26 protein-coding genes are annotated in these 25,695 nt (G+C 53.8%); 11 read left to right on the forward strand and 15 right to left on the reverse strand.

Features of this window, described 5'->3' with window-relative positions; translation table 11 throughout:
- Positions 1 to 3: 3 nt before the first annotated feature.
- Together phnH and phnG are read right to left on the reverse strand one after the other, a co-directional pair.
- A complete protein-coding gene (gene phnH / locus JNC80_RS01870) occupies positions 4 to 615 on the reverse strand; it encodes a phosphonate C-P lyase system protein PhnH (protein WP_376709331.1) in 612 nt (203 codons plus the stop codon).
- Entirely contained in the window at positions 615 to 1,103 is a 489-nt protein-coding gene (gene phnG, locus JNC80_RS01875; RefSeq protein WP_022710289.1) for a phosphonate C-P lyase system protein PhnG, read from the reverse strand. Before phnG ends, phnH begins: the two co-directional genes overlap by 1 nt.
- A gap of 111 nt (positions 1,104 to 1,214) precedes the next feature.
- Between phnG and phnF the strand changes: the two genes are divergently transcribed.
- On the forward strand, positions 1,215 to 1,973 hold the full coding sequence (gene phnF, locus JNC80_RS01880) for a phosphonate metabolism transcriptional regulator PhnF (RefSeq protein WP_376709332.1): 759 nt from the start codon (positions 1,215 to 1,217) through the stop codon (positions 1,971 to 1,973).
- Positions 1,974 to 2,045: 72 nt separating this feature from the next.
- A complete protein-coding gene (gene xylB / locus JNC80_RS01885) occupies positions 2,046 to 3,497 on the forward strand; it encodes a xylulokinase (protein WP_376709333.1) in 1,452 nt (483 codons plus the stop codon).
- Here xylB and JNC80_RS01890 read toward each other — a convergent pair.
- The 6 genes from JNC80_RS01890 to ppaT are packed head-to-tail and all read right to left on the reverse strand — an operon-like array spanning position 3,486 to position 9,625.
- Positions 3,486 to 4,259, reverse strand: a complete 774-nt coding sequence (locus JNC80_RS01890; protein WP_376709334.1) for an ABC transporter ATP-binding protein — start codon at positions 4,257 to 4,259, stop codon at positions 3,486 to 3,488. The genes xylB and JNC80_RS01890 overlap by 12 nt on opposite strands.
- Complete coding sequence (locus JNC80_RS01895) at positions 4,256 to 5,050, reverse strand: ABC transporter ATP-binding protein (protein ID WP_376709335.1); 795 nt, start codon at positions 5,048 to 5,050, stop codon at positions 4,256 to 4,258. The genes JNC80_RS01890 and JNC80_RS01895 overlap by 4 nt, the downstream gene beginning before the upstream one ends.
- Positions 5,043 to 5,873, reverse strand: coding sequence for an ABC transporter permease (locus JNC80_RS01900; protein WP_376709336.1), 831 nt, complete (start codon positions 5,871 to 5,873; stop codon positions 5,043 to 5,045). Before JNC80_RS01900 ends, JNC80_RS01895 begins: the two co-directional genes overlap by 8 nt.
- Entirely contained in the window at positions 5,870 to 6,841 is a 972-nt protein-coding gene (locus JNC80_RS01905) for an ABC transporter permease (protein ID WP_376709337.1), read from the reverse strand. Before JNC80_RS01905 ends, JNC80_RS01900 begins: the two co-directional genes overlap by 4 nt.
- Positions 6,842 to 6,847: 6 nt before the next feature.
- The gene (locus JNC80_RS01910) at positions 6,848 to 8,491 is read right to left on the reverse strand and encodes an ABC transporter substrate-binding protein (RefSeq protein WP_376709338.1); all 1,644 of its coding nucleotides are present in this window, start codon (positions 8,489 to 8,491) and stop codon (positions 6,848 to 6,850) included.
- Positions 8,492 to 8,515: 24 nt separating this feature from the next.
- Positions 8,516 to 9,625, reverse strand: coding sequence for a pyridoxamine--pyruvate transaminase (gene ppaT / locus JNC80_RS01915; RefSeq protein ID WP_376709340.1), 1,110 nt, complete (start codon positions 9,623 to 9,625; stop codon positions 8,516 to 8,518).
- A 344-nt stretch (positions 9,626 to 9,969) separates the two neighbouring features.
- On the opposite strand from ppaT, the gene JNC80_RS01920 reads away from it, so the two are divergent.
- Entirely contained in the window at positions 9,970 to 11,040 is a 1,071-nt protein-coding gene (locus tag JNC80_RS01920; RefSeq protein WP_376709341.1) for a purine-nucleoside phosphorylase, read from the forward strand.
- Positions 11,041 to 11,100: 60 nt separating this feature from the next.
- Here the strand turns inward: JNC80_RS01920 and aptA are convergent, their stop codons facing one another.
- Complete coding sequence (gene aptA, locus JNC80_RS01925; RefSeq protein WP_376709342.1) at positions 11,101 to 12,432, reverse strand: omega-aminotransferase AptA; 1,332 nt, start codon at positions 12,430 to 12,432, stop codon at positions 11,101 to 11,103.
- Positions 12,433 to 12,623: 191 nt separating this feature from the next.
- Between aptA and JNC80_RS01930 the strand changes: the two genes are divergently transcribed.
- The gene (locus JNC80_RS01930) at positions 12,624 to 13,178 is read left to right on the forward strand and encodes a cupin domain-containing protein (RefSeq protein ID WP_022710301.1); all 555 of its coding nucleotides are present in this window, start codon (positions 12,624 to 12,626) and stop codon (positions 13,176 to 13,178) included.
- A 36-nt stretch (positions 13,179 to 13,214) separates the two neighbouring features.
- Positions 13,215 to 13,574, forward strand: coding sequence for a winged helix-turn-helix domain-containing protein (locus tag JNC80_RS01935; protein ID WP_376709344.1), 360 nt, complete (start codon positions 13,215 to 13,217; stop codon positions 13,572 to 13,574).
- A gap of 3 nt (positions 13,575 to 13,577) precedes the next feature.
- Here the strand turns inward: JNC80_RS01935 and JNC80_RS01940 are convergent, their stop codons facing one another.
- The 6 genes from JNC80_RS01940 to JNC80_RS01965 all read right to left on the reverse strand — a co-directional run bounded on the left by JNC80_RS01940 (position 13,578) and on the right by JNC80_RS01965 (position 19,858).
- Positions 13,578 to 14,000 (reverse strand): DoxX family protein, encoded by a 423-nt coding sequence (locus JNC80_RS01940; RefSeq protein ID WP_376709346.1) that lies wholly within the window; start codon positions 13,998 to 14,000, stop codon positions 13,578 to 13,580.
- Positions 13,997 to 14,644 carry a TetR/AcrR family transcriptional regulator gene (locus tag JNC80_RS01945; protein WP_376709347.1) on the reverse strand — a complete coding sequence of 216 codons (648 nt, stop codon included), beginning with the start codon at positions 14,642 to 14,644 and terminating at the stop codon, positions 13,997 to 13,999. Before JNC80_RS01945 ends, JNC80_RS01940 begins: the two co-directional genes overlap by 4 nt.
- Positions 14,641 to 15,555: a DMT family transporter gene (locus JNC80_RS01950; RefSeq protein WP_376709349.1), complete on the reverse strand. Its 915-nt coding sequence runs from the start codon at positions 15,553 to 15,555 to the stop codon at positions 14,641 to 14,643. Before JNC80_RS01950 ends, JNC80_RS01945 begins: the two co-directional genes overlap by 4 nt.
- A gap of 275 nt (positions 15,556 to 15,830) precedes the next feature.
- Positions 15,831 to 17,567 carry an ABC transporter ATP-binding protein gene (locus tag JNC80_RS01955; protein WP_376709350.1) on the reverse strand — a complete coding sequence of 579 codons (1,737 nt, stop codon included), beginning with the start codon at positions 17,565 to 17,567 and terminating at the stop codon, positions 15,831 to 15,833.
- 168 nt (positions 17,568 to 17,735) lie between these two features.
- Complete coding sequence (locus JNC80_RS01960; protein WP_376709351.1) at positions 17,736 to 19,136, reverse strand: sensor histidine kinase; 1,401 nt, start codon at positions 19,134 to 19,136, stop codon at positions 17,736 to 17,738.
- Positions 19,133 to 19,858: a response regulator transcription factor gene (locus JNC80_RS01965; protein WP_376709352.1), complete on the reverse strand. Its 726-nt coding sequence runs from the start codon at positions 19,856 to 19,858 to the stop codon at positions 19,133 to 19,135. The genes JNC80_RS01960 and JNC80_RS01965 overlap by 4 nt, the downstream gene beginning before the upstream one ends.
- A 136-nt stretch (positions 19,859 to 19,994) precedes the next feature.
- Between JNC80_RS01965 and JNC80_RS01970 the strand changes: the two genes are divergently transcribed.
- The 6 genes from JNC80_RS01970 to JNC80_RS01995 all read left to right on the forward strand — a co-directional run bounded on the left by JNC80_RS01970 (position 19,995) and on the right by JNC80_RS01995 (position 25,692).
- Positions 19,995 to 21,098: an ABC transporter substrate-binding protein gene (locus JNC80_RS01970; RefSeq protein ID WP_370637738.1), complete on the forward strand. Its 1,104-nt coding sequence runs from the start codon at positions 19,995 to 19,997 to the stop codon at positions 21,096 to 21,098.
- 277 nt (positions 21,099 to 21,375) lie between these two features.
- Positions 21,376 to 22,320: a Bug family tripartite tricarboxylate transporter substrate binding protein gene (locus JNC80_RS01975; protein ID WP_116086419.1), complete on the forward strand. Its 945-nt coding sequence runs from the start codon at positions 21,376 to 21,378 to the stop codon at positions 22,318 to 22,320.
- A complete protein-coding gene (locus JNC80_RS01980) occupies positions 22,317 to 22,802 on the forward strand; it encodes a tripartite tricarboxylate transporter TctB family protein (protein WP_022710311.1) in 486 nt (161 codons plus the stop codon). Before JNC80_RS01975 ends, JNC80_RS01980 begins: the two co-directional genes overlap by 4 nt.
- Before the next feature lie 76 nt (positions 22,803 to 22,878).
- Positions 22,879 to 24,396 (forward strand): tripartite tricarboxylate transporter permease, encoded by a 1,518-nt coding sequence (locus JNC80_RS01985; RefSeq protein ID WP_022710312.1) that lies wholly within the window; start codon positions 22,879 to 22,881, stop codon positions 24,394 to 24,396.
- 205 nt (positions 24,397 to 24,601) lie between these two features.
- Complete coding sequence (locus JNC80_RS01990; protein ID WP_162994568.1) at positions 24,602 to 24,757, forward strand: hypothetical protein; 156 nt, start codon at positions 24,602 to 24,604, stop codon at positions 24,755 to 24,757.
- 113 nt (positions 24,758 to 24,870) lie between these two features.
- Positions 24,871 to 25,692 carry a M55 family metallopeptidase gene (locus tag JNC80_RS01995; RefSeq protein ID WP_376709354.1) on the forward strand — a complete coding sequence of 274 codons (822 nt, stop codon included), beginning with the start codon at positions 24,871 to 24,873 and terminating at the stop codon, positions 25,690 to 25,692.
- The last annotated feature ends 3 nt before the right edge of the window (positions 25,693 to 25,695 follow it).

Consider the following 25,695-nt stretch of genomic DNA (forward strand, 5'->3'; position numbering starts at 1 on the left):
GGTTCAATTTCCGTTTTTAATAAGTTTGGTACTGCGCGGCAGTGCGGCAACGGTTTTAGGTGCGGCAAAAACCAGATCCACACCACGCGGGAACAAGGCCGCATTCGCTGCCCATTGTTCATTGAAACGTACCGGTAAAGCATTTGGTGCAAATTCACGGAGATGCTCGATACCAGGTCCCTGAAGCTGCAGCGTCTGTGTACCCGTAAAGCCGTCCAGCGCCATGATAATGGTGGCTGAGCGATCAGGATATTCTGATGTGCCTTTGGCAAAAACATCCAGCGGCGGCATCTGAGTAACATCGCTGACCAGCGCAAAATTCGCCTCACCAATTTCAGACACCAGCTCAAAGCCAGTCTGAAATGCGAGCCATTCACGCACCGCACTGCTTGCGGCCAAACGGCTGTCGAGCCAAACCTTGGTATCATGGTCAAACAATGCCTGCGCAATAGCACCGAGTTCCGGTGTCAGCGGCAGTGGCGGCTGCGTTTCTGCTGTCAGCGGCTGGATCGTGCCCGGATTAGCCAGCGCATCCATCAATGCACGAAAGCAGGTCTGCGCATCATAAACGGCGTCAGTGAAACCACCTTCAAAAGCCTGATTATCAAAAGCCATTAGTCGTCTCCCCGAACCATGGTGAAGAAGTCCACTTTCGTTGCCGCGGCTTCACGGCGACGCTGGGTGCTACGAACATCAAGACGCTGTGCAATTTTCTGCAACAGATCACGCTCAACAGCCTCACGGCTCTGCGGCGCCTGCCACAAAGCATCGGCAATCGCTGCCAGACGCGCTTTTTCATGATCGCGTCCTAGCGCATAGGAGTGACCGACCAGACCTTCCGAGGAAGTACCGGACGACACGCGAACAGTCGCACGGGTCACAGTTGTCTCACCCAGATTGAACGGTGCTCCGCCGCCGCCGATACGGCCACGCACCATCACCAGTCCGGTTTCAGGGCCGCGCAGCACATCAACCTGCGGCTGCTCTGCCTGATTACTCCAGAAGGAAGCCAGCTCCTTCAATTCTGCCTTTGCCAGCAAAGCGGCGACCTTGCGCCGTTCGCCTTGCAGCTTTTCAGGTAAATTCTCGGTTTCATTCTTCATTTGACACACCGCTCTAAATTGTCTATTTATCTATACAATTAGACATTAATTATTGTCTTAAACGCTCTTAGTGACAAGCGCATGACAATCAGCGGGGTTGCGGCAAATTAAATGGCAGAGACAACAAAAATCGCCCGAAACAGCGGTGTGGCCGTCTGGCGGCAGATCGCCGATGAAATTCGCAGGGAAATTAAACACGGACATTTCAAGCGCGGTGAAAAGCTGCCGCCGGAAATGACACTGGCTGCCCGCTTTGGCGTCAACCGCCATACGGTGCGCAGTGCCATTGCGGCTTTGACACAGGAAGGCGTGTTACGGGCAGAGCAAGGGCGTGGCACATTTATCGCCAATGCCAAACGCCTGACCTATCCCATCAGCAAGCGCACGCGCATGTCCACCAGTCTGGCCGAACAGATCACACAGCAGGAGCGCATCATCCTGTCACACAGGATTGAAAAGCCCTCAGCCGAGGTTGCCCATGCTTTGCAGCTTAGTGATGAAAATGCGCAGGTGCATTATTTTGAAACCCTGTCTATTGCCGATGGTCAGCCGGTTTCCATGTCCGATAGCTGGTTTGACCAACAGCGTTTTCCGCAATTTGATGAATTTTACAAGGCCAGCGGTTCAGTCACAAAAGCACTGAAGCAATCGGGCATTGAGGATTATTTCCGCAAATCCACACTGATTTCCGCCCAACACGCCAACGGACAGGATCTGTTGCACCTGAAACTCACACCGGGGGCGATTGTGCTCACGGCGCAATCGGTCAATGTCGATACCAATGGCGTGCCGGTGGAATATTCAGCAACACGCTTTGCGGCTGATCGCATGGAATTTTCTATCGAGAGCATGCCGCTGAATGAAGAATAAAAACTATTGCCTGCATTAAGTTTCTGTCGTTAGCTGCGGCCTGTTCATAATTCCAGTCACAGGATCAGCAGCATGGCATTTTATCTCGGTCTTGACCTCGGCACGTCCGGCCTCAAAGCACTGCTGATTGATGAAGAGCAGAAAATTATCGCTTCTGCCCATGCAGAGCTCCATGTCTCCCGTCCGCATCAAAGCTGGTCTGAGCAACAACCACAAGACTGGATAAAAGCCGCAGAAACAGCAATCACCCAGTTAAAAGCGGAACATGGTACTGCGCTTTCGAATGTGCGCGGTATCGGCCTTTCCGGTCAGATGCATGGCGCGGTTCTGCTGGATGAGCAGGATCAAGTGTTGCGCCCCGCCATTCTCTGGAATGATACACGCAGCCATGCCCAAGCCGCACAACTGGATACTGATCCGCAATTCCGCGCGCTCACTGGCAATATTGTCTTTCCGGGTTTTACCGCGCCTAAATTGCTTTGGGTGAAGGACAATGAACGGGAGATTTTTGCCCGCATTAAAAAGATCCTGCTGCCGAAAGATTATCTGCGTCTGTGGCTGACCGGCGAACATGTCAGCGAAATGTCCGATGCCTCCGGCACATCATGGCTCGATGTGGCACAACGCAAATGGTCGGCTGACCTGCTGGCAGCAACAGAGCTTGATGAAAGCCAGATGCCGCGCCTTGTTGAAGGTACAGATGTCTCCGGCACATTGCGCGCAGAGCTGTGCCAGCAATGGGGCATGGCATCAGGTGTAGTGGTTGCCGGTGGTGCCGGAGATAATGCGGCATCGGCCTGTGGTATCGGCACGGTAAAAGCCGGACAGGCCTTTGCCTCGCTCGGCACATCCGGCGTGTTATTTGCCGCCAATGACAGTTTTCTGCCGCGTCCTGATAGTGCCGTTCATGCCTTCTGCCATGCTCTGCCACAGACATGGCACCAGATGGGCGTTATCCTCTCCGCAACCGATGCCCTGAACTGGTACAGTACCATCACCGGCCATGAAGCTGCGGCGCTGACGCAGGAGCTCGTCGATGATTTGCAGGCACCGTCAGGAGTGACCTTCCTGCCTTATCTTTCCGGCGAGCGCACCCCGCATAATAACAGCCTGATCCGCGGCAGTTTCACAGGGCTAAGCCATAGCGACAATCGTGTGGCACTCACTCAAGCCGTGCTTGAAGGCGTGGCTTTCGCCTTCCGCGACAATCTGGAAGCTCTGGCAAAAGCCGGTACACAGCTTGAAAGTGTCATGGCTATCGGCGGCGGCTCACGCTCGGCCTATTGGCTGAAAGCACTGGCAACCGCACTGAATATGCCGGTTCACTTGCCTGCCGACGGTGATTTCGGCGCGGCTTTCGGGGCTGCACGTCTTGGATTGATTGCGGCGGAAAAGGCCGATGCTCTGGCTATTTGCACCAGCCCGCAGATTATCAAAACCATTGAGCCGGATCAAAAACTTCATGCGGCTTATGAGGCAGCCTATCAGCGCTACACGGCGCTGTATCAGGCTTTAAAGCCGTAAAGCCTCAAAAGCGAGTTTCGGCACAGCATCAACCAGTTGCCGCGTCGGCTCGGTCAGCGGGTTTTGCAGCACTGTATTCGGCACACCCTGTTCAACAATCTCGCCCTCATGCAACACCAGCATCCGGTCACAGAAAGCCCGTACCAGTGCCAGATCATGCGATATAAACAGATAGGCAATGCCATTTTCGCGCTGTAAATCGGCCAGCAGATTAAGAATTTTCGCACGCACTGATACGTCCAAAGCCGATACGGGTTCATCCAGCACGATCAGATCAGGCTTGCACAAAAGCGCGCGGGCAATCGCCACCCGTTGGCGCTGACCGCCGGAGAGTTCACGCGGGTAGCGGTCAGCCATATCCGCAGTCAGACCAACCCGTTGCAAGACTTCAGCAATTTGCTGGTTCGTATGCTGCTGACTACCATGCAAAGCCAGCGGCATCTGCAAAATCTGGCTGATCATATGGCGTGGGTTGAAAGCCGCCAAAGGGTCCTGAAACACCATCTGGAACGCAGCCCGTTTTTCCCGCAGCGCACTGCCCTGAAGCGCGGTAATATCAGTGCCGTTGAGAATAATCTTACCACTATCCGGTTCGTTCAGCCGCATGATCAGCCGCGCCAGCGTACTTTTGCCGGAGCCGGAACGCCCGACCAGCGCCAGTGTCTCACCGGCATGAAGTGTGAGATTGATATTTTTCAAACCTTTTGAAGGGTCTTTGCCAAAGGCCTTGTTAAGACCGGCAATCTGCAAAACCTCGCTCATAGCGCACCGTCAATCTCAGGCAGACGCGGCTGCTTCACCCAGTCCAGTCCGATATGGGTTGCCAGCAAAGCTTTGGTATAACCATGCTGCGGCGCGGTGATCACTTGTTCAGCCGTGCCGATTTCCACCAGCTCCCCGCGATAAAGCACCGCAATTCTATCGGCCAGTTGTGAGGCCAACGCGATATCATGGGTCACAAACAGCATTGTCAGTCCTTGCGCGCGCACCAGACCATCCAGCAATTGCGCCACATGATTTTGCACCACCGTGTCCAGCGCACTGGTCGGCTCGTCAGCAATCAGTAATTGCGGCTGTGCGGCTAAAGCTGCGGCAATGGCAATACGCTGTTTTTGACCACCGGAAAATTCATGCGGGTAGCTGCGTATGCGCTGCTGACTGTCCGCAATCTGCACCTGCTGCATCAGTTCTGCCGCTCTTAGACGTGCTTCAGTCCACGAGATTTTAAGATGCGTGACGATCACTTCCGCAATCTGGTCTCCCACCCGCATCATCGGATCGAGCGACCCATCGGGATCCTGAAACACCACGCCGATATCGCGACCGGCACGCGGCTCATGCGCCAAAGCCGGAAAGCGGATTGTACCGGCAATTTTAGCACTGGCAGGCAAAAGACCTGCAATTGCCATAGCCAATGTGGTTTTACCGGAACCACTCTCACCAATCAGCGCCAGTCTTTCACCTTGCTTTAGCTCAAAACTAACAGGGTGCAGCACAGTTTGCACACCATAGCGAACCGTCAAATCCTGTACAGCAAGAAAGACATCAGACATTGCTACGCTCCCTTGACGATTGCGGTCGGCGTGTCAGCGCCTGTCCGGTGAGATGCACGGCAAGAACGGTGACCACCAAGGCCAGCCCCGGAATGATGGAAAGATAAGGAGCAGAGCGCAGCACGCTGCGTCCTTCGGCAATCATTGTGCCCCATGTCACGCTGTTCGGATCGCCAAAGCCCAGGAAGGCCAGTGAGGCTTCAATCAGAATAGCCGCCGCAACTGATACGGCTGCCAGCGATGCAGCTGGCCCAAAGGCATTGGGCAGGATTTCCCGAAAAGCAATGGAGAACGGCCCCTGCCCCAGCGTGCGGGCAGCGGCGACGAAATCGCGCTCACGCAGAGACAGAACTTCCGCCCGTGTCACCCGCGCAGCTTGTGTCCAGCTACCGATGCTGATTGCAATAATCAGCGTCGGAATGCTTGGCCCCAGCACATTGATCATCGCCAGCGCCAGCAAAAAGCCCGGCACAGTCTGAAACGCTTCAGTGATCCGCATCAAAACATTATCGGCAAGGCCACCTAGAAATCCTGCCAATGTGCCGATCAGACTACCGGCAATCAGCGCAGCGGCTGCGGAACTCAGCGCCACCAGCAAAGTCGTCCGCGCGCCATGAAACAGCCCTGACAGCACATCGCGCCCCAACCGGTCTGTACCGAGCCAATGAGCGGTATTAGTGAATGGCCGGATCAGCGGTTCTCCGGCAATCGCCAGCGGATCACCGGCAAACAGTAACGGTGCAGACAGCGCCATTAGCCCTAAAAGTATAAGAAGACCAATACCGGCTTTACCTTGTCTGTCCAAAGTCTGAAAAAACGTCATTGGCGCTGGCTCCGCACCCGCGGATCAAGCCGCGCATAGGCCAGATCAACCAGCAGATTGGCAATGATCACTGCGAAAGCACCAAACAGAATGACACCAAGCAACAAGGCTGTATCGCGTTTGGCAACAGCCTCTGCAGCCAGACGACCAAAACCCGGAATGGCAAAGACACTCTCAATCACCACACTGCCGCCAAGCATCACACCGGCTTGCAGGCCTAACATTGTCACCACCGGTAAAACCGCATTACGGGCAATGTGTCGCCAGATGATACGGCGTGAGGAAATACCGCGTGCTTTAAGCGCCTGCACAAACATTTCCTGATGCAGATCGGCCATGCGGTCACGCATCAGCCGCAGATAGAGCGTGAGATAAACACTGGAAAGCGCTGCAACAGGCAAGATCAAATGGCGACTGATATCTGTCGTTCTGGCCAGTCCTGTTTTGCCGGACGCAATGGTTTCCAGCCCGCCGATTGGCAACCAGCGCAATGTTACGCCGAAGATCACGATCAGTACCAAGCCCAGCCAGAAACCCGGCACGGCATAAAGCGCCAGTGAGGTCAGCGATAACAACCGGTCACGTTTGGAATGCGGTTTGGCACCGGCCACAATGCCAAGCAGAGAACCGGCAAAAAATGCCAGAAATGTCGATACGCCCATCAGCAATAATGTTGCCGGAAGCCGCTCCAGAATAACATCCAGCACCGGACGCTGAAAAGCCGAGGACCAGCCGAAATCACCGGAGAACAGCGCCGTGACATAAGCAAAGAACCGCTGCAACGGCCCCTGATCCAGCCCCCATGACTGGCGCAAAGCTTCAAGCTGCTGCGCATCCGCCCCGCCCATCTGCGCCACATAAGCATCCACAGCATCGCCGGGGGCAGCTTCCAGAATAAGAAAGCTGCCCACCAGAACAATACCCAAAACCGGAAGGATACTGGCAAGACGACGGAGGAGAAACGGCACTGATATTTACTCTTGCAAACCGGTATTCGCCCAGCCGGACACCGCCCAGCGCGGATTATCCGAAACATTCTGCACGCGTTCGTTGGCAACCGTAATGAAAGAGAAATCTGCAACATTGATCAGCGGCAGGTCTTCTGCCACCAGACGCTGCAAATCCTGATAGATGCCTGCACGTAGCCCATCGTCCAAAGTCACCGCGCCCTTGGCAATCAGCGCATCGACCGCATCATTCTTATAACCATATTGATTGGTGAATGGCGCACCGGCCGGCAATCCGCTCTGGAACAGCACTGTCGTCGAGATCGCCGGATCGGAGCGATAAACCGGCGTAGCCACAGCAATATCAAAATCATGATCGGTGTAGACCGCTTTGAGATGTGCCGGAGAGTCATTGGCAACTATCACCGCATCAATGCCGATTTTCACCAATGCCTGACGCAGGTAATCGCCAAATTGCTTGGTCTCATTGAAGAATGGTGCAGGCAACAGTTTCAGTTTAAAGCGGAAACCGTCAGCGCCTTTTTTATAACCTGCCTCATCCAGCAGGCTCTCGGCCTTAGCTATATCAAAGACATATTGCTGCGTATCCGGCGCATAGAAGACCTTGTCAAAAGCCGGTACCGGCCCTGTCGCCGCTTTGGCGTAACCGAGGAAGATCGTCTTGACCACAAAATCCTTATCAATCGCATGGGCGATAGCTTGGCGCACTTTCAGGTCAGCGAGTTCTTTGCGGCGATGATTAAGTTCGACACTGAGCTGATAGGTCAGTGCCTCATAGCCATTGGCATAGACTTTAAGCCCCGGCACTTTGGAAATCCGCTCCAGATCAGCCAGCGGCACGGCAGAGAAAGCGGCCAGTTGGATCTGATCTGCTTCCAGCGCATTACCAGCAGATGCGCGATCCGGCAGTACCTGATAGATGATCTCATCCAGTGCAGGTGCTTCTTTGTCCCAGTAATTCTCATTGCGTTTCAGCAGATAATATTCACCCGGCTTATGATCGCCATAGACAAACGGCCCCGTGCCCACCAGTTTTTCATTGGCCGGATTCTTGGCAATATCCGTGCCTTCATAAAGATGTTTCGGCAGTACTGAAGTCACTACCGGCAACGCGTTGCGGATTAGCTGAAACGGTGTCGGCTCGGAGAAGCGGAAGACAGCTGTATGCTCATCCGGTGTCTCAACGCTTTCCAGATTTTTGAAAACCGAGCGGCCGAGATTTTGCAGTTTCTTCCAGACTTCCAGCGCCGAGAAAGCCACATCGGCAGAGGTAAACGGCTTGCCGTCATGCCATGTCACGCCTTCGCGCAATTTGAACGTGGCCGACAACCCGTCTGCCGAGCCTTCCCAGCTGGTGGCCAGCAGCGGCTTCAAACCATCCGGATGCTGCGCATCAACATAAGACTGCTCGGCCAAAGTCTCGATAACCTTGCTCGCCACATAAAAAACGCCGTTTGAGGCGACAATTGCCGGATTAAGATTGGCCGGTTCGCTATCCGCGGCCACAACCAGACGACCACCGCGCACCGGCTCAACGGAGGCCGGTTTTTCAGCCGTTTGTGCGAAAGCAAAACGCGGCAGAACAGAAAGAGCCGCCACACCGGCAGTTCCCGCCAGCAGAGCACGTCGATTAAGCGTCAATCTTGTCATAATACCCTGTCCCTCTGTAACCGCTTAAATCTTAAGCTTTTTCAATGCACCGGCCAAAGCCTCAACAGCCTTTGCCGCAAATTCCGGTTGCGCTGATGCCCCCATATGACCGATACGCAAAACCTTGCCAGCTGTATCCTTGCGACCCAGCGACACCAGCACATCATGGTCGCGCAGCATCAGATCGCGCAAAGCCACATCGCTGATGCCTTCCGGTACTTTAAACACTGTCGCAGTCGGTGCCGCAGTGGCTTCCTGACGCGGCCATAAGTCCAGCCCCAATGCTTTGACACCTTCACGGGCGATTTGTGCCGTTTGCGCATGACGCGCCCAAACATTTGCAGCACCTTCCGCCAGATAGAGATCAAGCGCGGTATTGAGAGCATAAATTTCTGCAACAGATGGCGTTACCGGAAAAGCATTGCCTGCGCGCCATGCCTCTTTCCAGTCCAAAAGGCTCAGAAAAGATGCCCGTGGCGCATCCGGATTCCCTGCCATTTTCTGCCATGCACGATCACTCACTGCTGCGAGCGTCAGACCCGGTGTACTGCCCAGACATTTTGACGGAGAGGTAATGAAAATATCCGCATGCACGGCTTCAGGATGCACATCCATGCCGCCAAAAGATGAGACCGCATCGACAATCAGAAAAGCACCATGACGCGCGGCAATGGCACCGATCTCCGCCAAAGGATTGAGTGTGCCCGAAGGCGTATCGTGATGGCAAACGGCAATAATACTGATGTCAGGGCGCTGTTTAAGTGCAGCCTCTACAGCCTGCGGATCGATCACATCATCATAATCCACTGCCAGTTCAATGACTTCACGGCCGTAGCGCGCAGCCCAGGGGCCAAAGCCTTTGCCATAAACACCGGAGACAAGATTAAGCACCACATCTTGTCGGGCGATCAGACCCGCAGCTGCTGCCTCAATGCCAAGAATAGCCTCACCCTGCATAATAACCGGTTGATTGCCGGTACGCATGACCTGCGCCAGCTTCTCAATCACGCTTTGATAAAATGCCTGAAACGTATCCGTATAATCATAGGAAACCGGCTGCCCTAATGCCCGAAGAACTTCCGCATAGGCCGGTACCGGACCGGTTGTGAGCATATAGGCAGGCACTTGCAGCATGGGATCATTGACCAGTTTAAAAACAGCATCATAGGAGCGGTTTCCCCCATCTCCAAGAGGGATAATTTTCCACGATCAGCAATTATTGGAATTTGATTTCTTTTTACGAGCAGAGATGAAATATCCCACTGTATTCTTTTCTGCAGGCAAAGAAGATCGTGCAATCACAGAAGCTCTCTTCTGCCTGTGACAAACAGACTTGAGACAAGTTTCCGGCAGAGATTCCGGTTTCGCTCTCAAAGCAGATCGCGTACAAGACGCAAGATCAGTTTCTTTCCGGCCAGCAGGTAAAGTCTGATCAGTCATGATCGCAACGCACCTGTCACCACGGATGAAACTGACCAATGTCATATCACCGAAGGTATTCAGAATTGCGCGCTCTTCTCCTCTCTGCCTCCGCTCTTACCGCCGTTACATTTTCTGCCGCACTGGCCGCTCCGGCTCTGGCGCAGGATACTGCTAAAATCGCACCGAAAGTCATGGTCATCACCATGTTCGGTCAGGAAGCCAAACCTTGGGCTGAGGGCGAGAAATTCACGCAGCAGATCAAGCTGGCCGGTCTTAATCCGGAATATCCGAATGTTGACTGCACTGGCGAAGGTCTGTGCCACATGACAATCGCCATGGGTTTTGCTAATGCGGCAAGCTCGGTCTCGGCCATGGCACTCAGCGAAAAATTCGATCTCTCCAAAACCTATTTTCTGATTGCCGGTATTGCCGGTGTTGATCCGAAACACGGCACACTTGGCTCCGCTCACTGGGCAAAATTTGCCGTTGATGCCGACCTCAACCACCGCATCGACCAGAGCGAAGTGCCGGATACATGGGAAACCGGCTCTTTCGCCCTTGGTGCCAGCAATCCGACCGAAAAAGCCAAATGGTCAGCAGGTACAGAAGTTTATGCCCTGAATGCCAAACTCACAGATTATGCTTTCAGCGTGACCAAGGATGTGGAACTGCTGGATGGTGATGGCGCGAAAGCCTATCGCAAACATTACAAGGGCGATATTGCAACCGGCGCACCGATTGTCAGCATGTGCGATACGCTCTCCAGCGACACCTATTGGCACGGCATTAAAATGGCTCTGTTCATGGAAAAATGGGTTGAACTGCTGACTGACGGCAAAGCCACCTATTGCACCTCCCAAATGGAAGATAATGCCACTCTGACTGCGCTGAAACGTGCATCCGAAGCTGGTAAACTGAATTTCGACCGTATTGCTTTGCTGCGTACTGCATCGAATTTTGACCGTCAGGGCGAAGATCAGGATGCTCTGGAATCACTGAAATCAGAATCCGGCGGCTTTAAACTGGCGACCACCAATGCCTATCGCGTCGGCAAAGCCTATGCACAAACCATTCTGACCGGCTGGGACAAGTGGCAGGAAACGCCTCAGACTGACAGCGCAAAATAACTGGATATAGAAAAGCCCCGCACAGAACTTTCTGTGCGGGGCTTTTTCATGTCTTATAGATTACGATGCGCGGTTGATCGCATCACCAAGGATCGAAACAATCTTGCCGATCTCTTCCTTGCTGACGATCAGCGGTGGTGAAAGGGCAATCACATCACCGGTTACGCGGATCAGCAGACCTTTCCTGAAGCAATCGGTGAACACATCATAAGCGCGTGCGCCAACAGCACCGTCACGCGAAGACAGTTCAATACCCGCCACCAGTCCGAGTGTACGGATGTCGATGACATCCTTCGCGGATTTCAGCGAGTGGATTGCTTCCTGCCAGTCATCCGCCAGTTCGGCGGCGCGGGTCAGCAGCCCTTCTTCCGCATAAATATCCAGCGTTGCAATCCCTGCCGCACAGGCTGCTGGATGACCGGAATAAGTATAACCGTGGAACAGTTCAATCGCGCCTTCAGGCCCGTGCATCAGACCATCATAAATATGACGGCTGGCAAAGACAGCGCCCATCGGAATGGCACCATTGGTCAGACCTTTTGCAGTGGTGATCAGATCCGGCGTAACGCCAAAATAATCGGAAGCGAATGGCGAACCAAGACGGCCGAAGCCGGTGATCACTTCATCAAAAATCAGCAAAATGCCGTGTTTCTTGGCAATGGCAGCAAGGCGTTCCAGATAGCCTTTTGGCGGCACCAGCACACCGGTTGAACCGGCCAGAGGCTCAACAATCACAGCGGCAATGGTTTCCGCACCATGCAGCGCGACCATGCGCTCCAGATCATCCGCCAGTTCGGCACCATGTTCCGGCAGGCCTTTGCTGAAAGCATTTTTTTCAAGATCATGGGTATGACGCAGATGGTCTGCACCCGGCAGCAGCGGAAACACACGGCGGTTATTGACCAGACCACCGACAGAAATACCGCCGAAGCCTACACCGTGATAGCCGCGCTCACGCCCGATCACACGGGTGCGTGTGCCCTGACCAATAGCGCGCTGATAGGCAATCGCGATTTTCAGAGCGGTATCAACGGATTCTGAACCGGAACCGGTGAAGAAAACGCGGTCGAGAATTTTGCCGTCGCCACGCGGTGCAATTTCACCAAGACGGGTGGCAAAATCAAACGCAATATTATGCCCCATCTGGAATGTCGGCGCGAAATCCATAGTCGAAAGCTGTTTTTCAACAGCACTGGCAATCTGCTTGCGACCATGACCGGCATTCACGCACCACAGACCCGCAGTACCGTCCAGCACGGAATTGCCGTCCACATCCGTGTAATACATGCCTTCAGCTGTAGCCAGCATACGCGGTGCAGATTTGAACTGGCGGTTTGCCGTAAACGGCATCCAGAAACTGTCAAGCTTGGGACTATTGGTTAAATCAGTCATTGTTTCGCTCCTCGCCGGCGGAATTTTCCAAACGGAAAACCGTCCTCTCCCTTATATGTGGCTAAGAGTTGGCCATGCTTCGGAGAGCGAAACAAGTCTATTTCTTGTACTAATTATCACCTTGATCTGTTTGGTGAAAAATATAAAATGTTTAAAATATTTAACAACCTCAACAGCGGAAACAGGTACCCATGACCGGTGAGATCGATATTGGCGGCCGTTTGCGCTTCATCCGTGAAAAATCGGGGCTTTCACAACGCGAGCTGGCAAAGCGCAGCGGTGTAACCAATGCCACGATTTCGCTGATTGAGGCCAATCAGACCAACCCTTCAGTCGGCGCGTTGAAACGCATTCTCGACGGTCTGCCGATCGGCATGTCGGAGTTTTTCGCCCTGCAACCGGATATGCCACAAAAGGCGTTTTATCAGTCTGAGGAGTTTGTCGAGATCGGCAAAGGCAAAATCTCCTACCGGCAGCTGGGCGACAATCTGTTCGGGCGGGCGCTGCAGATTCTCAAAGAGCGCTACGAACCGGGTGCGGATACCGGCAAAGTGCCGCTGGTGCATGAAGGTGAGGAAGGTGGCATTGTTATTGCCGGTCGTCTGGAAGTGACTGTCGACAGTGAGAGGCGTATATTGGGACCGGGTGACGGTTATTATTTTGAAAGCCGGCGCCCGCACCGGTTTCGTTGTGTCGGGCCGGTAGCCTGCGACGTTATCAGTGCCTGTACACCGCCGACTTTTTAAGTAATGAATTTTTGAAGACAGAACGGAGAACCAATCATGGCACCACAGGGTATCGCTTTGCTGAAGCCGGTATTGCGGATTGATTTTCCTGAAAATGCGCGGCTGGGGCGCGGCAAGATCCAGTTGCTTGAACATATTCGCGACACCGGATCGATTTCAGCGGCAGGTCGCGCCATGGATATGTCCTATCGCCGTGCGTGGCAGTTGGTTGATGCCCTGAACTCCATGTTCAGTGAACCTTCCGTCACCTCTCAGCGTGGCGGCAAACAAGGCGGCGGCGCAGTCCTCACCCCCTTCGGAGAAGAACTGATCCGCCGTTTTCGTCATATGGAAACCACCCTCGCTCAGGCTTTGAGCGATGATATTGAATGGCTGAATAAAAATCGTACCGCGTAAAAGTTATTTACTGCGCAGACGCGGCACAATTGCATGAAGAACTGCCACAATAATCAGCCCGCCGATAACCGACATATGTTCAACAGCCACATGCATTTTCGCGATGGCTTCCGCACCTTCTGCCCGCCAGAAAGCGTGGGAGACCGGAATTGTCATGGCGGTGAACACACCCAGCCCACCGGCACCCAGCCAGACCAGTGAGCCACCCCGTATTATCAGAGCGGAACCGATCAGTTGCACGGCAATGGTCAGTGCCGCAAACAAGGCTGGCACCGGCAAATTATTCGCTGCCATTTCAGCCACCGCAGCCGGAAAATCAAAGAGTTTGGCAATCCCGCTCAGCCAGAATGTCATGGTCAGCAAAATACGCGCCAACAGCTGAATAACGGGCATGGATAAAAGCTGATAAATCCAGTTCGGACTCATAATGTTCCTCCTGTCCGGTCGTTACGCACAGTCCAGCCATGCAGCAGTGTCTGCAAAGCATCGTCTATGGTCCGGCGCTGCATTTCCACACTCACATATTGCCCCAGCAAAGCCAGACTGAGCAGATTTTCAACAATCATATCGTGGAAATGGATGGCCATAATATGAGGATCACCCTGTCGCAGACTGCCGTTCTCTACATGCGGGGCAATGGCCTTGGCGAAATAATGCCGCGCCATTTGCGGGCCTTTTTCAAACCATGTCCGTGCAATTGCCGGAAATCGTCCCGATTCCGCGATAACCAGCCGCTGAAACGCCACGTGATGCTCTTCCATCAGAACAGTCAGCAATTGACGACCCAACCGTTCCAGTCCGTCTTTCAACGGCAACATGGAAACATCCAGATCTTTGATCCCGTAAGTGAAAGTCTCACTCATTTGCGAGATAACAGCCATGAACAGGCCTTCTTTATCCCCAAAATGATTATAGAGATTGGTCTTTGAACCACCGGCCTGACGCATGATTTCATCAACCGACACGCCCTCATAGCCATGCTCCAGAAACAGGGCACCGGCGATGGTTCTGATCTGCTCCCGCCGCTCTATACCGCGACGGGTAATCCGGACTGGTTTTTCTGCGCTCATTCAGCCGCCTCCGGTTGTTTCTCTGCCTGTTTCTCAGCCTCGGTAATCTTATGATGGTGCCGAGCCGGTCTGAATGATCTGCGATCAACCAGCTGACCATAGAGCAAGCTTCCCAGCACCAGAACAATACCGCCAAGTTGCAGCCAGCTTGGCACCATATCATTAAAAACAGCATCCATAATAAAAGCTGTCACCGGAGCGAGCAGAAAGAACGGAGCAACTGCGGATGGTCCTGCGCCCTCAATACCACGGAACCACAAAGCGAAAGCCAGTGCCGTCAGGAAGAGTGCAAGAATGACAAAACCGGCAAAGTTCACGAGCGTAACGGAAGACGGAATGTCCTGAAAAATCACAGCAAGGATTGCCAGTTCAACGCCACCGACAACCAGCTGCCAGCCAGTGAATGCAAGCAAAGAACACGGGCGACCCCATTTATGGACATAGATACCACCCAGTGCCACAGATAAGGCCGCGCCTAAGCCCGCCAGCACACCGATCATATCCATCTGCACACCACCACGCAGCACAACAAGGCTGACACCAACGGCGCCCAGCAAGACGCTGAAAATCTTATGGCCGGTCGGAATAACCTGCATCAGCGGCCATGCGAGCAGAATAGTGAAGAGCGGCCCCAAAGCCTGAATGGTTGCCGCCACACCGCCCGGAAGGCGCAAAGCCGCAACAAAGATCAGGCCGAAAAACAAACCGGCATTGAGCGTGCCAAGCACAAGAATTTTCCACCACCATTCACGCGGCAGCATTGTGCGGGCAAACAGCAACAGAGGAATACCGCCACCTAAAGCGCGGATTGCACCGATAAAAACCGGATTATGCGGCAGCATGTTGGATGAAACAATATAGGTGAAGCCCCATAGAATGGTGGCCAGTGCAGCTGCAAGTTTAGGATTCATGATCTGTCCTGTCCTTCAATTTGCAGTACCAATATCATACCATACGGTATCGTATCAATTCATCATATTGATGGACGCTGCGTTCACAATTAACAGACAAAGCTGGCCTGCATTCCCGACTAGAGCATTTCACAGTCAAGTTGGATCAACTTGACGCCCGTGATAATGCGGCAAATTAAAGAATCTAGAGCGTGCACTGTGATCCAGTCAGGACGTAAACCGCTCTAGGGCACAATTACACAAGCATTATCTGCAGGGTGCAGGAAGCGGAGCTCCTAAACCTCGGCCGCACGGTTCTGCGCTTCAAGCAGCTGGCGGTAGAGACCGGATTTTTCTTCCAGCAACTGCTGATGACTGCCCTCTTCCGCCACACTGCCGTCCTGCACAACAACAATACGGTCAGCATTGGTGATCGTTGCCAGACGATGTGCGATCACCAAAGTAGTGCGCCCGACCGACAATTCCGACAGGGATTGCTGAATGGCACGCTCTGTCTCTGTATCAAGAGCGGAAGTTGCCTCATCCAGAATAAGGATCGGCGGGTTTTTCAGGAAGATACGGGCAATCGCCAGACGCTGTTTCTGCCCGCCGGAAAGCTTGACACCGCGCTCACCGATAATCGTATCCAGCCCCGCTGGCAGACCGGCCACGACATCGCCCAGACGCGCGCGTTGCACAGCATCCATAATCTCGGTATCACTCGCATCAAGGCGGCCATAGGCGATATTCTCACGGATCGTGCCTGCAAACAGGAACACATCCTGACTGACAATGCCGATATTGCTGCGCAGAGATTTCAGCGTCATATCGCGGATATCAATTCCGTCAATACTGATAGCACCGCCGGTCACTTCATAAAAACGCGGCAGCAAAGAACAGATCGTGGTTTTGCCCGCACCGGAGGGCCCGACAAATGCAATGGTCTCGCCAGCCTGAATATCGAGGTTCAGATTATGCACGATCGGACGATTATCCTGATAACCGAAGGAAACCTGATTATAACGGATATTGCCCTGTAATTTGCCTGCATCGCGGGCATTGGCGCGGTCAGCAATATCCGGACGCGTATTCAGGAATTCCAGATAGCGTTGGAAACCGGCAATGCCTTTCGGATAGCTTTCAATTACCGAATTGATCTTATCAATCGGCCGGAAAAACACCCCGACCAGCAGCAGGAAACCGACAAAGCCACCGGCACTCAGGTCGCCGCGAATGACAAAATATGCCCCGCACAGCATCACCACGACCTGAATAAAACGCATCGACAAATAGCTCAGCGATGTTGAGGCCGCCATGACTTTATAAGCTTCAAGCTTGGTGCTGCGATAATTCTGATTATCCTCGGCAAACAACGCGCGTTCATGGTCTTCATTAGTGAAAGCCTGCACCACACGGATACCGCCGACATTTTCCTCAATACGCGCATTGAAAGCCGCCACACGACCATAAAGTGCGCGCCATGTCGTAGTCATGCGACCGCCATAGCGCAATGTCACCCATGCAGTGACCGGCACGATCAGCGCTGTAATAACAGCAAGTGTCGAATGTTCCCAGAACATCAGAATGAAAGCGCCGATCAGCGTCATGATCGCGATGAACAGATCTTCGGGACCGTGATGGGCAACCTCGCCGATCTCTTCGAGATCTTTGGTCATACGCGCCACAAGATGGCCGGTCTTCTGATTATCGAAATAGCCGAAGGAGAGTTTCTGCAAATGATCAAAGGCTTTGCGGCGCATCTCGGTTTCAATATTGATCCCGAGCATATGCCCCCAATAGGTCACCACCACTTGCAAACCGGCATTGAAAATATAAACGCAGAGCAAACCGGCGGCCGCGAGAGCAATCAGCCCCCATTCATTGGTCGGTAACAACCGGTCGATGAATAATGTAACAGCCACCGGAAAAGCCAGCTCCAGCAAACCGGACAATACCGCACTGCAAAAATCGACAGCGAACAGAAGCTTATGCGGACGATAATAGGCAAAAAACCGTTTTACGATATCCGGCATTACAATCTCTCCCGTCGTCCCGCCTGCAAAATCTGACATTATCATTCAAGTTACTGGCGGTTGTAGCCAAAAACCTTCAGCTTGCAACAAGATAAGTGCCTGATTGCCAGTAAATCGGCCGGAATGATCTATCAAAAACCGGCAATAACGATAACCGGCCAGAATATTTTACGAAGTAGCAGAAAACCGTATGGCCGCGAGGAGACCTTTGCTCTGCGTTGCTTTCTGCAGGATCAGATGCCCTCCATGCAAAGCAGCAATTTCCTCGACAATCGACAGACCAAGACCACTGCCTTGCGGAGCATGTCCTGTGTTTTTTGCAACAGAGCCGCGGTCAAAGCGGTTGCGGATCAGGGAAAGCTGCTCTTCAGGCACGCCCTTGCCATTATCCTCAACCTCAAGGAAAACAAGCTCACCCTGCCTGCGCACACGCACAGTCACGACGGCCTCAGAACCCGCATAAAGCAGCGCATTGCTGATCAGGTTTTTCAAAGCCTCTTCCAGCAGCAGCCGGTCGCCCTGCACGGTCAGACTGGCCTCCCCTTCATAGCCCAGATCAATATCTCCCCGCGCTGCCTCACGCACGTAATCACCGGTGATCTGCCGCGCCATTTCAGCAAGATCAACAGATCCGAGCACTTGCACAGTCTGGTCACCGGATGCATCAATTTTAGCCAGCAACAGCAACTGCGCCAGAATTCGCTCGGCATGCGCCACGGCCTGGTCGGCCTGCGTGACCGCTTCCAACATGGATTGGCGATCCTGACTACGCTGGGCAAGAGCAAGCTGTGTCCGCACCACTGCCAAAGGTGTGCGCAACTGATGGCTGGCATTGCCGGTGAAATGGCGCAGTGCATCCAGCGCCGATTGCAACCGCACCATGAAAGAATTGACCGTTTCTACCAACCCCTGCACCTCATTGGGCACATGCTCGCTGATCGGGTGCAAATCCTGCGGATTGCGCTCGGCAATTGCATCACTGAGGCGGTAAAGCGGACGCAAAGCATAGGTCACGGCAATCCAGACCACCAAGGCGGTGCCGACAATCATAAACAGCAACCGCAAGGCTGAGCGCAGTAAAAGCGTATGCGTGAGCTGCCGACGCGCCATAGTTGTCTCGGCGACAGTCACTGTAAAGGGCACGGAATTGACACCGGTCGAAGCGGAACGGCGCAGCAAAGCCAGCCGTATCGGCTCACCGCGATAGGTTCCGTCGCCAAATTCAACATCCTTATTTTCCGGATTTTTCAGCAGCGGCAGTGTTTCATAACCGGTAATAAACTGGCCGGGCGGGCCGTCCACCCGATAAAACACCCGATCCTGCGCGGCAGAAGTGAGCATTTCCAAGGCGACATAGGGAATATCCACTTCCAGATCACCATGCTCAGACACCACAACACGCTCGGCAATCGCCAGCGCCGAACCACTCAGCACACGATCCGCCACCTTATTGGCCGTGCTGACAGCTTCCTGATACGTATCCGCCAGCGCAATCAACCCGATCAGCATAGTTGAAACCAGCAACCAGCCAAGCAAACGTCTGCGCAGAGAATAGCTGTTTTTTCTCATTGTGAATCCGCGGGCAAATCCACAGGTTCATCCGTTGTGATGACCGGCTGAGTGCCGGACAGACGATCCAGATAATATCCCAGACCCCGCGCCGTCCTGACCGTCAGCCCGTAAGGCGCAAGCCTTTTGCGCAAGCGGCTGACATATTGTTCGATAGCGTTGGAACTCAGATCATGGTCAAAACCGCTGAGGGACTGTACAATCGCTTCTTTGGCAACGACCTTACCGCCGCGCACAAAGAGCAGTTCCAGCAAGCCAAGCTCCCGCGCCGGAATATCAATCGATTGTCCGGCAGAGCTGAAAGTGCGTGTATTCAGATCCAGTGTGACCGCACCGAAATGCACCAGCGCATGACGCAATCCCGCCTGACGCCGCAACAGCACGCGCACCCGCGCCTCAAACTCGCTGATATCGAACGGCTTAATCATATAATCATCCGCGCCGAGATCCAGCCCGCGCACGCGCTCTTCCGGTGTACCGCGCGCGGTCAGAATGAGCACAGCCGCCTGATTATGCCGCGCACGCATGGCCCGCAGCACATCCAGCCCGTCCATCTCCGGCAAGTTGAGATCAAGAATCACCAGATCAAAATTCTCAGCCGCAGCGGCGGCATGGGCAGACGCACCGTCTTCAACAATATCAACCGCATAGCCGCTACCGCGCAACAAAGCGCCCAGCCCTTCCGACAGCGCCTTATTATCTTCAACCAGCAAAATCCGCACGCTGACAACATCTCCCTGCTGCCCTGTTGCAGCCCGTATTGTTTCTCCCCGACACAGCATATAATGATTACAAGGGCAATGTCAGCGGATACAAAGAAATAATCCTGCATTGTCAGTAATGTTTGGGCCAGCGAGTTTGGGAGGACAGGACGTGCGCCGTTTCTGGCTGAGTGCGGTTTTAAGTTTATTGCCGGTGTGGAATAGCGCTGTGGCAGCAACGCCCATGATGTTTCCGGCGCTCAGCGGCGACAAGAATGCGCCGGTGCTGGTTGTCTATTCTTCTCTCGACGAGCCGCTTGCACGACCGATGATTGAAGGGTTTCAGAAAAACAACCCTGACATCACCGTGCGCTATGAGGATATGCTGACCACGGAAATTTATGAGCGCATTGTGCGGGAAACTGATGACGGCTTGAAAACTGCCGATTTCGCTTTTTCCTCAGCCATGGATTTGCAGGTCAAACTTACCAATGACGGTTATGCGCAAGCCAGCATTTTGCCGATGAGCGAGCGCTGGCCAAGCTGGGCGAACTGGCGCAACACAGCCTATGCGCTGACATTTGAGCCAGCAGTCTTTGTCTATCACAAGCCGGAATTTAAAGACCGCAAACCGCCGTCAACCCGCGCGGAGCTGGTTGCCTATCTCAAAGAACAGGGTGAAAGCGTTTTCGGCCGTATCGGTACTTATGATATTGAACGCTCCGGCGTCGGCTTTCTGTTCATGGCACGCGATCAGGAGCAGTTTGACGATATCTGGACGGTCATTCAGGCCATGGGATCAGCGGGGGTCAAACTCTATTCCACCAGTCAGGCGATTGTGGAACGCGTTGCCGACGGGCGCTTTGTGCTCGGTTATAATATTCTCGGCTCCTATGCCGCAGACTGGGCATCGCGCAACCCCGATGTGGGGATTATTCTGCCTAAAGATTATACTGTGGTGATGTCCCGTATCGGACTGGTACCGGAAGCCGCTGCATCGCCGGAACTGGGGCGGCGCTATCTTGAGTTCTTCATGTCGAAAGAAGGCCAAACCATCCTCGCCCGCCAGTTGCAAATACCGGCTGTCAGCCCTGAAGTGGCCGGAGACAATACCGCTCTGACCATGCAGGAAATCTACGGCAACAAGCTGAAACCGGTGCCTGTCAGCCCCGGTTTGATGGTCTATCTCGATCAGGTTAAACGCAGCCGCCTGATTGCCAAATGGAATGATGTGCTGCGCCAGCAGAAAAAATATTATTGATTTTCACAGGAACAGGCTCACAATCTTCAAAAGACATATGAACAAGAGCCGTTCCTGAAAACAGCACAAGTCTCAATAATTATGCGCAAAGCGAAGGGTGCGTCAGGTTCGCGTCAGCTTCATATGATCGATTAGCGGGACTGTTGTCCGTGGAGGCGGTTAAACAGTACCGGGGAGGAGCACTGTATATGGTCGGGGGCACCACATGCCTGATCCTTCCCGTGCGTTTTCTAAAAACCACAGCCTGCGTTGAAACGCAGCATCAGGAGGATCAGACTTGAAAAAACTTCTACTCGCTTCCCTCTTTGCAGGCGCATTGGCGCTGCCTGCCTATGCAGCAGATTACACCATTATTGCACCGGCCAATCCGGGCGGCGGCTGGGATCAGACAGCCCGTTCCCTGCAGACTGTTCTGCAGCAGGAAGGTATCTCCGGTAAAGTACAGGTACAGAACGTACCGGGCGCCGGCGGCACGATCGGCCTTGCACAATTCGCCAGCCAGCAAAAAGGTAAAGGCGATGCTCTGATCGTCGGCGGTTATGTTATGGTCGGCGCTATTCTGACCAACAAGTCACCGGTAACCCTGAAAGATGTTACGCCAATTGCACGTCTGACCGGCGAATATGAAGCAATTGTTGTACCTGCTTCTTCTCCTTTCCAGACAATGGGCGACCTGGTTGAAGCGCTGAAAAAAGATCCGGGCGCAGTATCATGGGGCGGTGGCTCCGCAGGTGGTACTGACCATATCGCTGTAGGTCTGATTGCCAAGGCTGCAGGCGTTGATCCTAAGAAGATCAACTATATTGCCTATTCCGGCGGCGGTGAAGCACTGGCCGCAATTCTCGGCAGTCAGGTTTCTGCAGGTATTTCCGGTTACGGCGAATTTGAATCACAGGTCAAATCCGGCACATTGCGTCTGCTGGCTGTCTCCAGCGCCGAACGTATTGAAGGCATTGATGCACCGACCCTCAAAGAATCCGGCCTTGATGTTGTTGTAGAAAACTGGCGTATGCTGGCTGCAGCACCTGGCATTTCCGCCGAGCAGAAAGCCGCAATCAATGCGGATATTGAAAAGCTGGCAAAATCCAAATCCTGGCAGGAAACTCTGAAGACCAAAGGTTGGGCTGACACCTATCTGGCAGGCGACGCTTTTGACGCACAGCTCGATAAGGATATTCAGGCAACCGAAGGTGTTCTGAAAGACATCGGTCTTGTTCAATGAGTGAACTGAAACCTGTAACAGCGCGTCGCCCCGATCGGGCGGCGCTTTGTATCGCGGCCATCCTGCTTGTCATTTCCGGCGTGATGTTCTGGGATATGGCACGTCTTTCCGAGGCTGCCGGTTATTCTCAGGTCGGCCCTGCGACTGTGCCGAAAGCCATTGCCTTTGGCCTTGCAGGATTGGCGATCTGGACAATTATTGCTGCTTTCCGCCATGATTTTCCCGAGCGTGAGCCGCAGGAAGTCAAACCGGTACTCTGGATTGTCGGCGGTCTCACCGCGCAGATGTTGCTGCTCAACACGGCAGGCTTTTCCATTGCCACGGGCATTATGTTCGCCCTGACAGCCTATGGTTTCGGCAAACGCAAATTATGGTTCTCGATCCCTGTCGGAATTGCCGCCTGTTATGTGATCTGGCTGGTTTTTGCCAAATTGCTGCAATTGTCACTGCCTGCGGGGCCGTTAGAGCGGTTGTTCTTTTAAAAGCCACCGGCTGTCTCCTCGTTGCCGCAGCGCCTTACCCTCTGCGTAAAGCGGCTCAACACGGGAACAATGATTAATGTCTACATTTGAATTTCTCATGCAGGGGATTGTGGTTGCGATGCAGCCGATGAACCTGCTCTATGCGCTGATCGGCGTGACACTCGGCACCGCTGTCGGCGTGCTTCCGGGCATCGGCCCCGCACTGACTGTCGCCCTGTTGCTGCCTGTTACCTATCAGCTCGATGCTGCGGGTTCCCTGATTATGTTTGCCGGTATTTATTATGGCGGCATGTATGGCGGTTCCACTACGTCTATTCTGCTGAATACACCGGGTGAAAGCGCCTCGATTGTTACCGCTCTGGAAGGTAACAAAATGGCGCGTAAAGGGCGCGGTGGCCCTGCATTGGCAACGGCTGCTATCGGCTCTTTTGTTGCCGGTCTGATTGCAACCATCGGCCTCGCTTTCATCGCGCCTTATATTGTTAAGCTTGCACTGGTTTTCGGCCCCCGCGAATATTTTGCGCTGATGGTGCTGGCTTTTGTCACCGTGTCATCGGCTTTCGGCGACAGCGCATTGCGCGGCCTGACATCCTTGTTTATCGGCCTTGCGCTTGCCACTATCGGTATTGACCAGCTGACCGGTCAGGCGCGCCTGTCTTTCGGTGTGCCCGATCTGCTTGACGGCATTGAAGTCACCACACTGGCCGTTGCCATGTTCGCGATCGGTGAAACGCTCTTTATCGCCGCACAGGGTGCACGCGCACCGGATAAAGTGGAAGCCGTTAAAGGCTCGCTGTGGATGTCTGCCTCAGACTGGGCACGGTCATGGAAACCTTGGCTGCGCGGTACATTTATCGGCTTTCCGATTGGTGCCATGCCTGCGGGCGGTGCGGAAATCGGTACATTCCTCTCCTATGCAACCGAGCGCAAACTCACCAAACATCCGGAAGAATTCGGCAATGGTGCGATTGAAGGCGTTGCAGGACCTGAAGCTGCCAATAATGCGTCCGCTGCCGGTACGCTTGTGCCATTGCTGACACTCGGCCTGCCGACAACAGCAACCGCTGCAATCATGCTGGCCGGTTTCCAGCAATATGGCCTGCAACCGGGCCCGCTGCTGTTTGCAACCAATCCGCAGCTGGTCTGGGGTCTGATTGCCAGCTTGCTCATCGCCAATTTCATGCTGCTGGTGCTTAACCTGCCGTTGATCGGCCTGTGGGTCAAATTGCTGACCATCCCTAAACCATGGCTCTATGCCGGTATTCTGATGTTCGCCACGCTTGGTACAATCGGTGCTAATCCGTCGGTCTTTGAACTTGGTATGCTGCTGGCTTTCGGCCTGATGGGCTATGGTATGCGTGTCTTCGGTTATCCGATTGCACCGGCCGTCGTTGGTTTGATCCTCGGCCCGCTGGCTGAACAGCAATTGCGACGCGCTTTGTCTATCAGTCAGGGTGATGTGACTGTCCTGTTCACCTCCCCTATTGCAGCTGTGCTGCTGACAATTGCAGCACTGGCACTGATCGTACCGCTGATTATGCGTGCCCGTGGCCGCGGTCAGGTTCTGTCACAGCTTGCAGCGAATGAGGACTAAACCCTTATACCCCCGAAAATGATGAGCCCGCCGGTTATGCCGGCGGGCTTTTTCTTTGCTTATCATCATTATTTAACCGGCCATGCGATTCATGCATGGCAGCTCTGTCATTCTGTCAGTTGTGAAAACGGCTTGGTGATCCCATCTTTGGAGTATCAGATTACGGCTTTGCAAAAAGACAAAGCCCCAAACACGGAGAAGCAAGATGACAGAACGTACAAAGCATTCCCGTAATTTCATCAGCCGCGCACTGGCTGTTTTCGGTGCCGCAGCTTCCGCAGCCGCTGCTGTTGAAGGCCGTCGTCGCCCGCATGAAAGAGACCTGCGCACCCTCGGCATTAATCCGGCCGACTTCAGCTGATTTATCTTATATTTCAGAACATTTAAGCCCCGCGCTTCGGTTGAAGCTGCGGGGCTTTTTTGTCAAGGTAGCCTCGGAATTACGGAATCAATCATGATTACCGGAGGGGAAATATGAGAGTCTATATTTGTGCGGATATTGAAGGTGTGGCCGGTGTTGTAACATCCCAGCAAGGTCAGCCAGGCAATCCGGAATATGAACGGGCGCGCCGCCTGATGACAGAGGAAGTCAACGCCGCCATTGAAGGTGCACTGGCAGGCGGAGCAGACTATATTCTGGTCAATGACTCGCATGGCCCGATGGTCAATATTATTCCGGAAATGCTGCATCCGGCAGCAGAGCTGATCCTTGGTCGCCCCAAAAAATTCAATATGGCTGCCGGTCTGGATGAAAGTTTTGACCTGTTGTTCTTCACCGGCCATCATGCCAGTGCCGCGCAATATGGCGTACTTGCCCATACCACCAACGGCTTTGCCTTCCGCACCATTAAACTCAATGGTCAGATTGTTGGTGAGCCCGGCTTTTATGGCGCCTATGCCGGTGAACTCGGTGTGCCGGTAGCACTGATCAGCGGTGATGATCAGACCGAACAGGAAAACCGTCCGTTCTTCCCTGAGGCTGAATTTGCCACCGTCAAAACAGCCCTGGGCAACCGTGCAGCGCGTCAGATCTCCGTACAGAATGCCCGTGCGATGATCCGTGATCTGGCGAAAAAAGCCGTTGAACGTAAAAACGAATTGAAAGTCTGGAAACCGTTTACCGGCTGCATCCATGCAGAGTTCATCATGAACTCCCCGCTGCTGGCCGATCAGATGGCGATCATCCCTTGTGCCAAGCGCACGGACGCCACAACCATCAGCTTTGATTGTGCAAATGTTGCGGAAGCTGTCGGCTGGATGGGTGTTCTTTCCGGTCTTGCCGCCAATGTGAAATAACAA

The sequence above is a fragment of the Pseudochrobactrum lubricantis genome (assembly GCF_041929865.1).
Taxonomy (GTDB): Bacteria; Pseudomonadota; Alphaproteobacteria; order Rhizobiales; family Rhizobiaceae; genus Pseudochrobactrum; species Pseudochrobactrum saccharolyticum.

Excerpts from the sequence above, each read along its gene's own strand:
- JNC80_RS01955 (WP_376709350.1), bottom strand. The coding sequence starts at position 17,567 with ATGCCGGATATCGTAAAACGGTTTTTTGCCTATTATCGTCCGCATAAG.
- JNC80_RS01960 (WP_376709351.1), bottom strand. The coding sequence starts at position 19,136 with ATGAGAAAAAACAGCTATTCTCTGCGCAGACGTTTGCTTGGCTGGTTG.
- JNC80_RS01935 (WP_376709344.1), top strand. The coding sequence starts at position 13,215 with ATGGCACCACAGGGTATCGCTTTGCTGAAGCCGGTATTGCGGATTGAT.
- JNC80_RS01985 (WP_022710312.1), top strand. The coding sequence starts at position 22,879 with ATGTCTACATTTGAATTTCTCATGCAGGGGATTGTGGTTGCGATGCAG.
- JNC80_RS01895 (WP_376709335.1), bottom strand. The coding sequence starts at position 5,050 with ATGTCTGATGTCTTTCTTGCTGTACAGGATTTGACGGTTCGCTATGGT.
- JNC80_RS01980 (WP_022710311.1), top strand. The coding sequence starts at position 22,317 with ATGAGTGAACTGAAACCTGTAACAGCGCGTCGCCCCGATCGGGCGGCG.
- phnG (WP_022710289.1), bottom strand. The coding sequence starts at position 1,103 with ATGAAGAATGAAACCGAGAATTTACCTGAAAAGCTGCAAGGCGAACGG.
- aptA (WP_376709342.1), bottom strand. The coding sequence starts at position 12,432 with ATGACTGATTTAACCAATAGTCCCAAGCTTGACAGTTTCTGGATGCCG.
- JNC80_RS01950 (WP_376709349.1), bottom strand. The coding sequence starts at position 15,555 with ATGAATCCTAAACTTGCAGCTGCACTGGCCACCATTCTATGGGGCTTC.
- JNC80_RS01945 (WP_376709347.1), bottom strand. The coding sequence starts at position 14,644 with ATGAGCGCAGAAAAACCAGTCCGGATTACCCGTCGCGGTATAGAGCGG.
- xylB (WP_376709333.1), top strand. The coding sequence starts at position 2,046 with ATGGCATTTTATCTCGGTCTTGACCTCGGCACGTCCGGCCTCAAAGCA.
- ppaT (WP_376709340.1), bottom strand. The coding sequence starts at position 9,625 with ATGCTGCAAGTGCCTGCCTATATGCTCACAACCGGTCCGGTACCGGCC.
- JNC80_RS01920 (WP_376709341.1), top strand. The coding sequence starts at position 9,970 with ATGTCATATCACCGAAGGTATTCAGAATTGCGCGCTCTTCTCCTCTCT.
- JNC80_RS01890 (WP_376709334.1), bottom strand. The coding sequence starts at position 4,259 with ATGAGCGAGGTTTTGCAGATTGCCGGTCTTAACAAGGCCTTTGGCAAA.
- JNC80_RS01910 (WP_376709338.1), bottom strand. The coding sequence starts at position 8,491 with ATGACAAGATTGACGCTTAATCGACGTGCTCTGCTGGCGGGAACTGCC.
- phnH (WP_376709331.1), bottom strand. The coding sequence starts at position 615 with ATGGCTTTTGATAATCAGGCTTTTGAAGGTGGTTTCACTGACGCCGTT.
- JNC80_RS01940 (WP_376709346.1), bottom strand. The coding sequence starts at position 14,000 with ATGAGTCCGAACTGGATTTATCAGCTTTTATCCATGCCCGTTATTCAG.
- phnF (WP_376709332.1), top strand. The coding sequence starts at position 1,215 with ATGGCAGAGACAACAAAAATCGCCCGAAACAGCGGTGTGGCCGTCTGG.
- JNC80_RS01930 (WP_022710301.1), top strand. The coding sequence starts at position 12,624 with ATGACCGGTGAGATCGATATTGGCGGCCGTTTGCGCTTCATCCGTGAA.
- JNC80_RS01995 (WP_376709354.1), top strand. The coding sequence starts at position 24,871 with ATGAGAGTCTATATTTGTGCGGATATTGAAGGTGTGGCCGGTGTTGTA.
- JNC80_RS01900 (WP_376709336.1), bottom strand. The coding sequence starts at position 5,873 with ATGACGTTTTTTCAGACTTTGGACAGACAAGGTAAAGCCGGTATTGGT.
- JNC80_RS01990 (WP_162994568.1), top strand. The coding sequence starts at position 24,602 with ATGACAGAACGTACAAAGCATTCCCGTAATTTCATCAGCCGCGCACTG.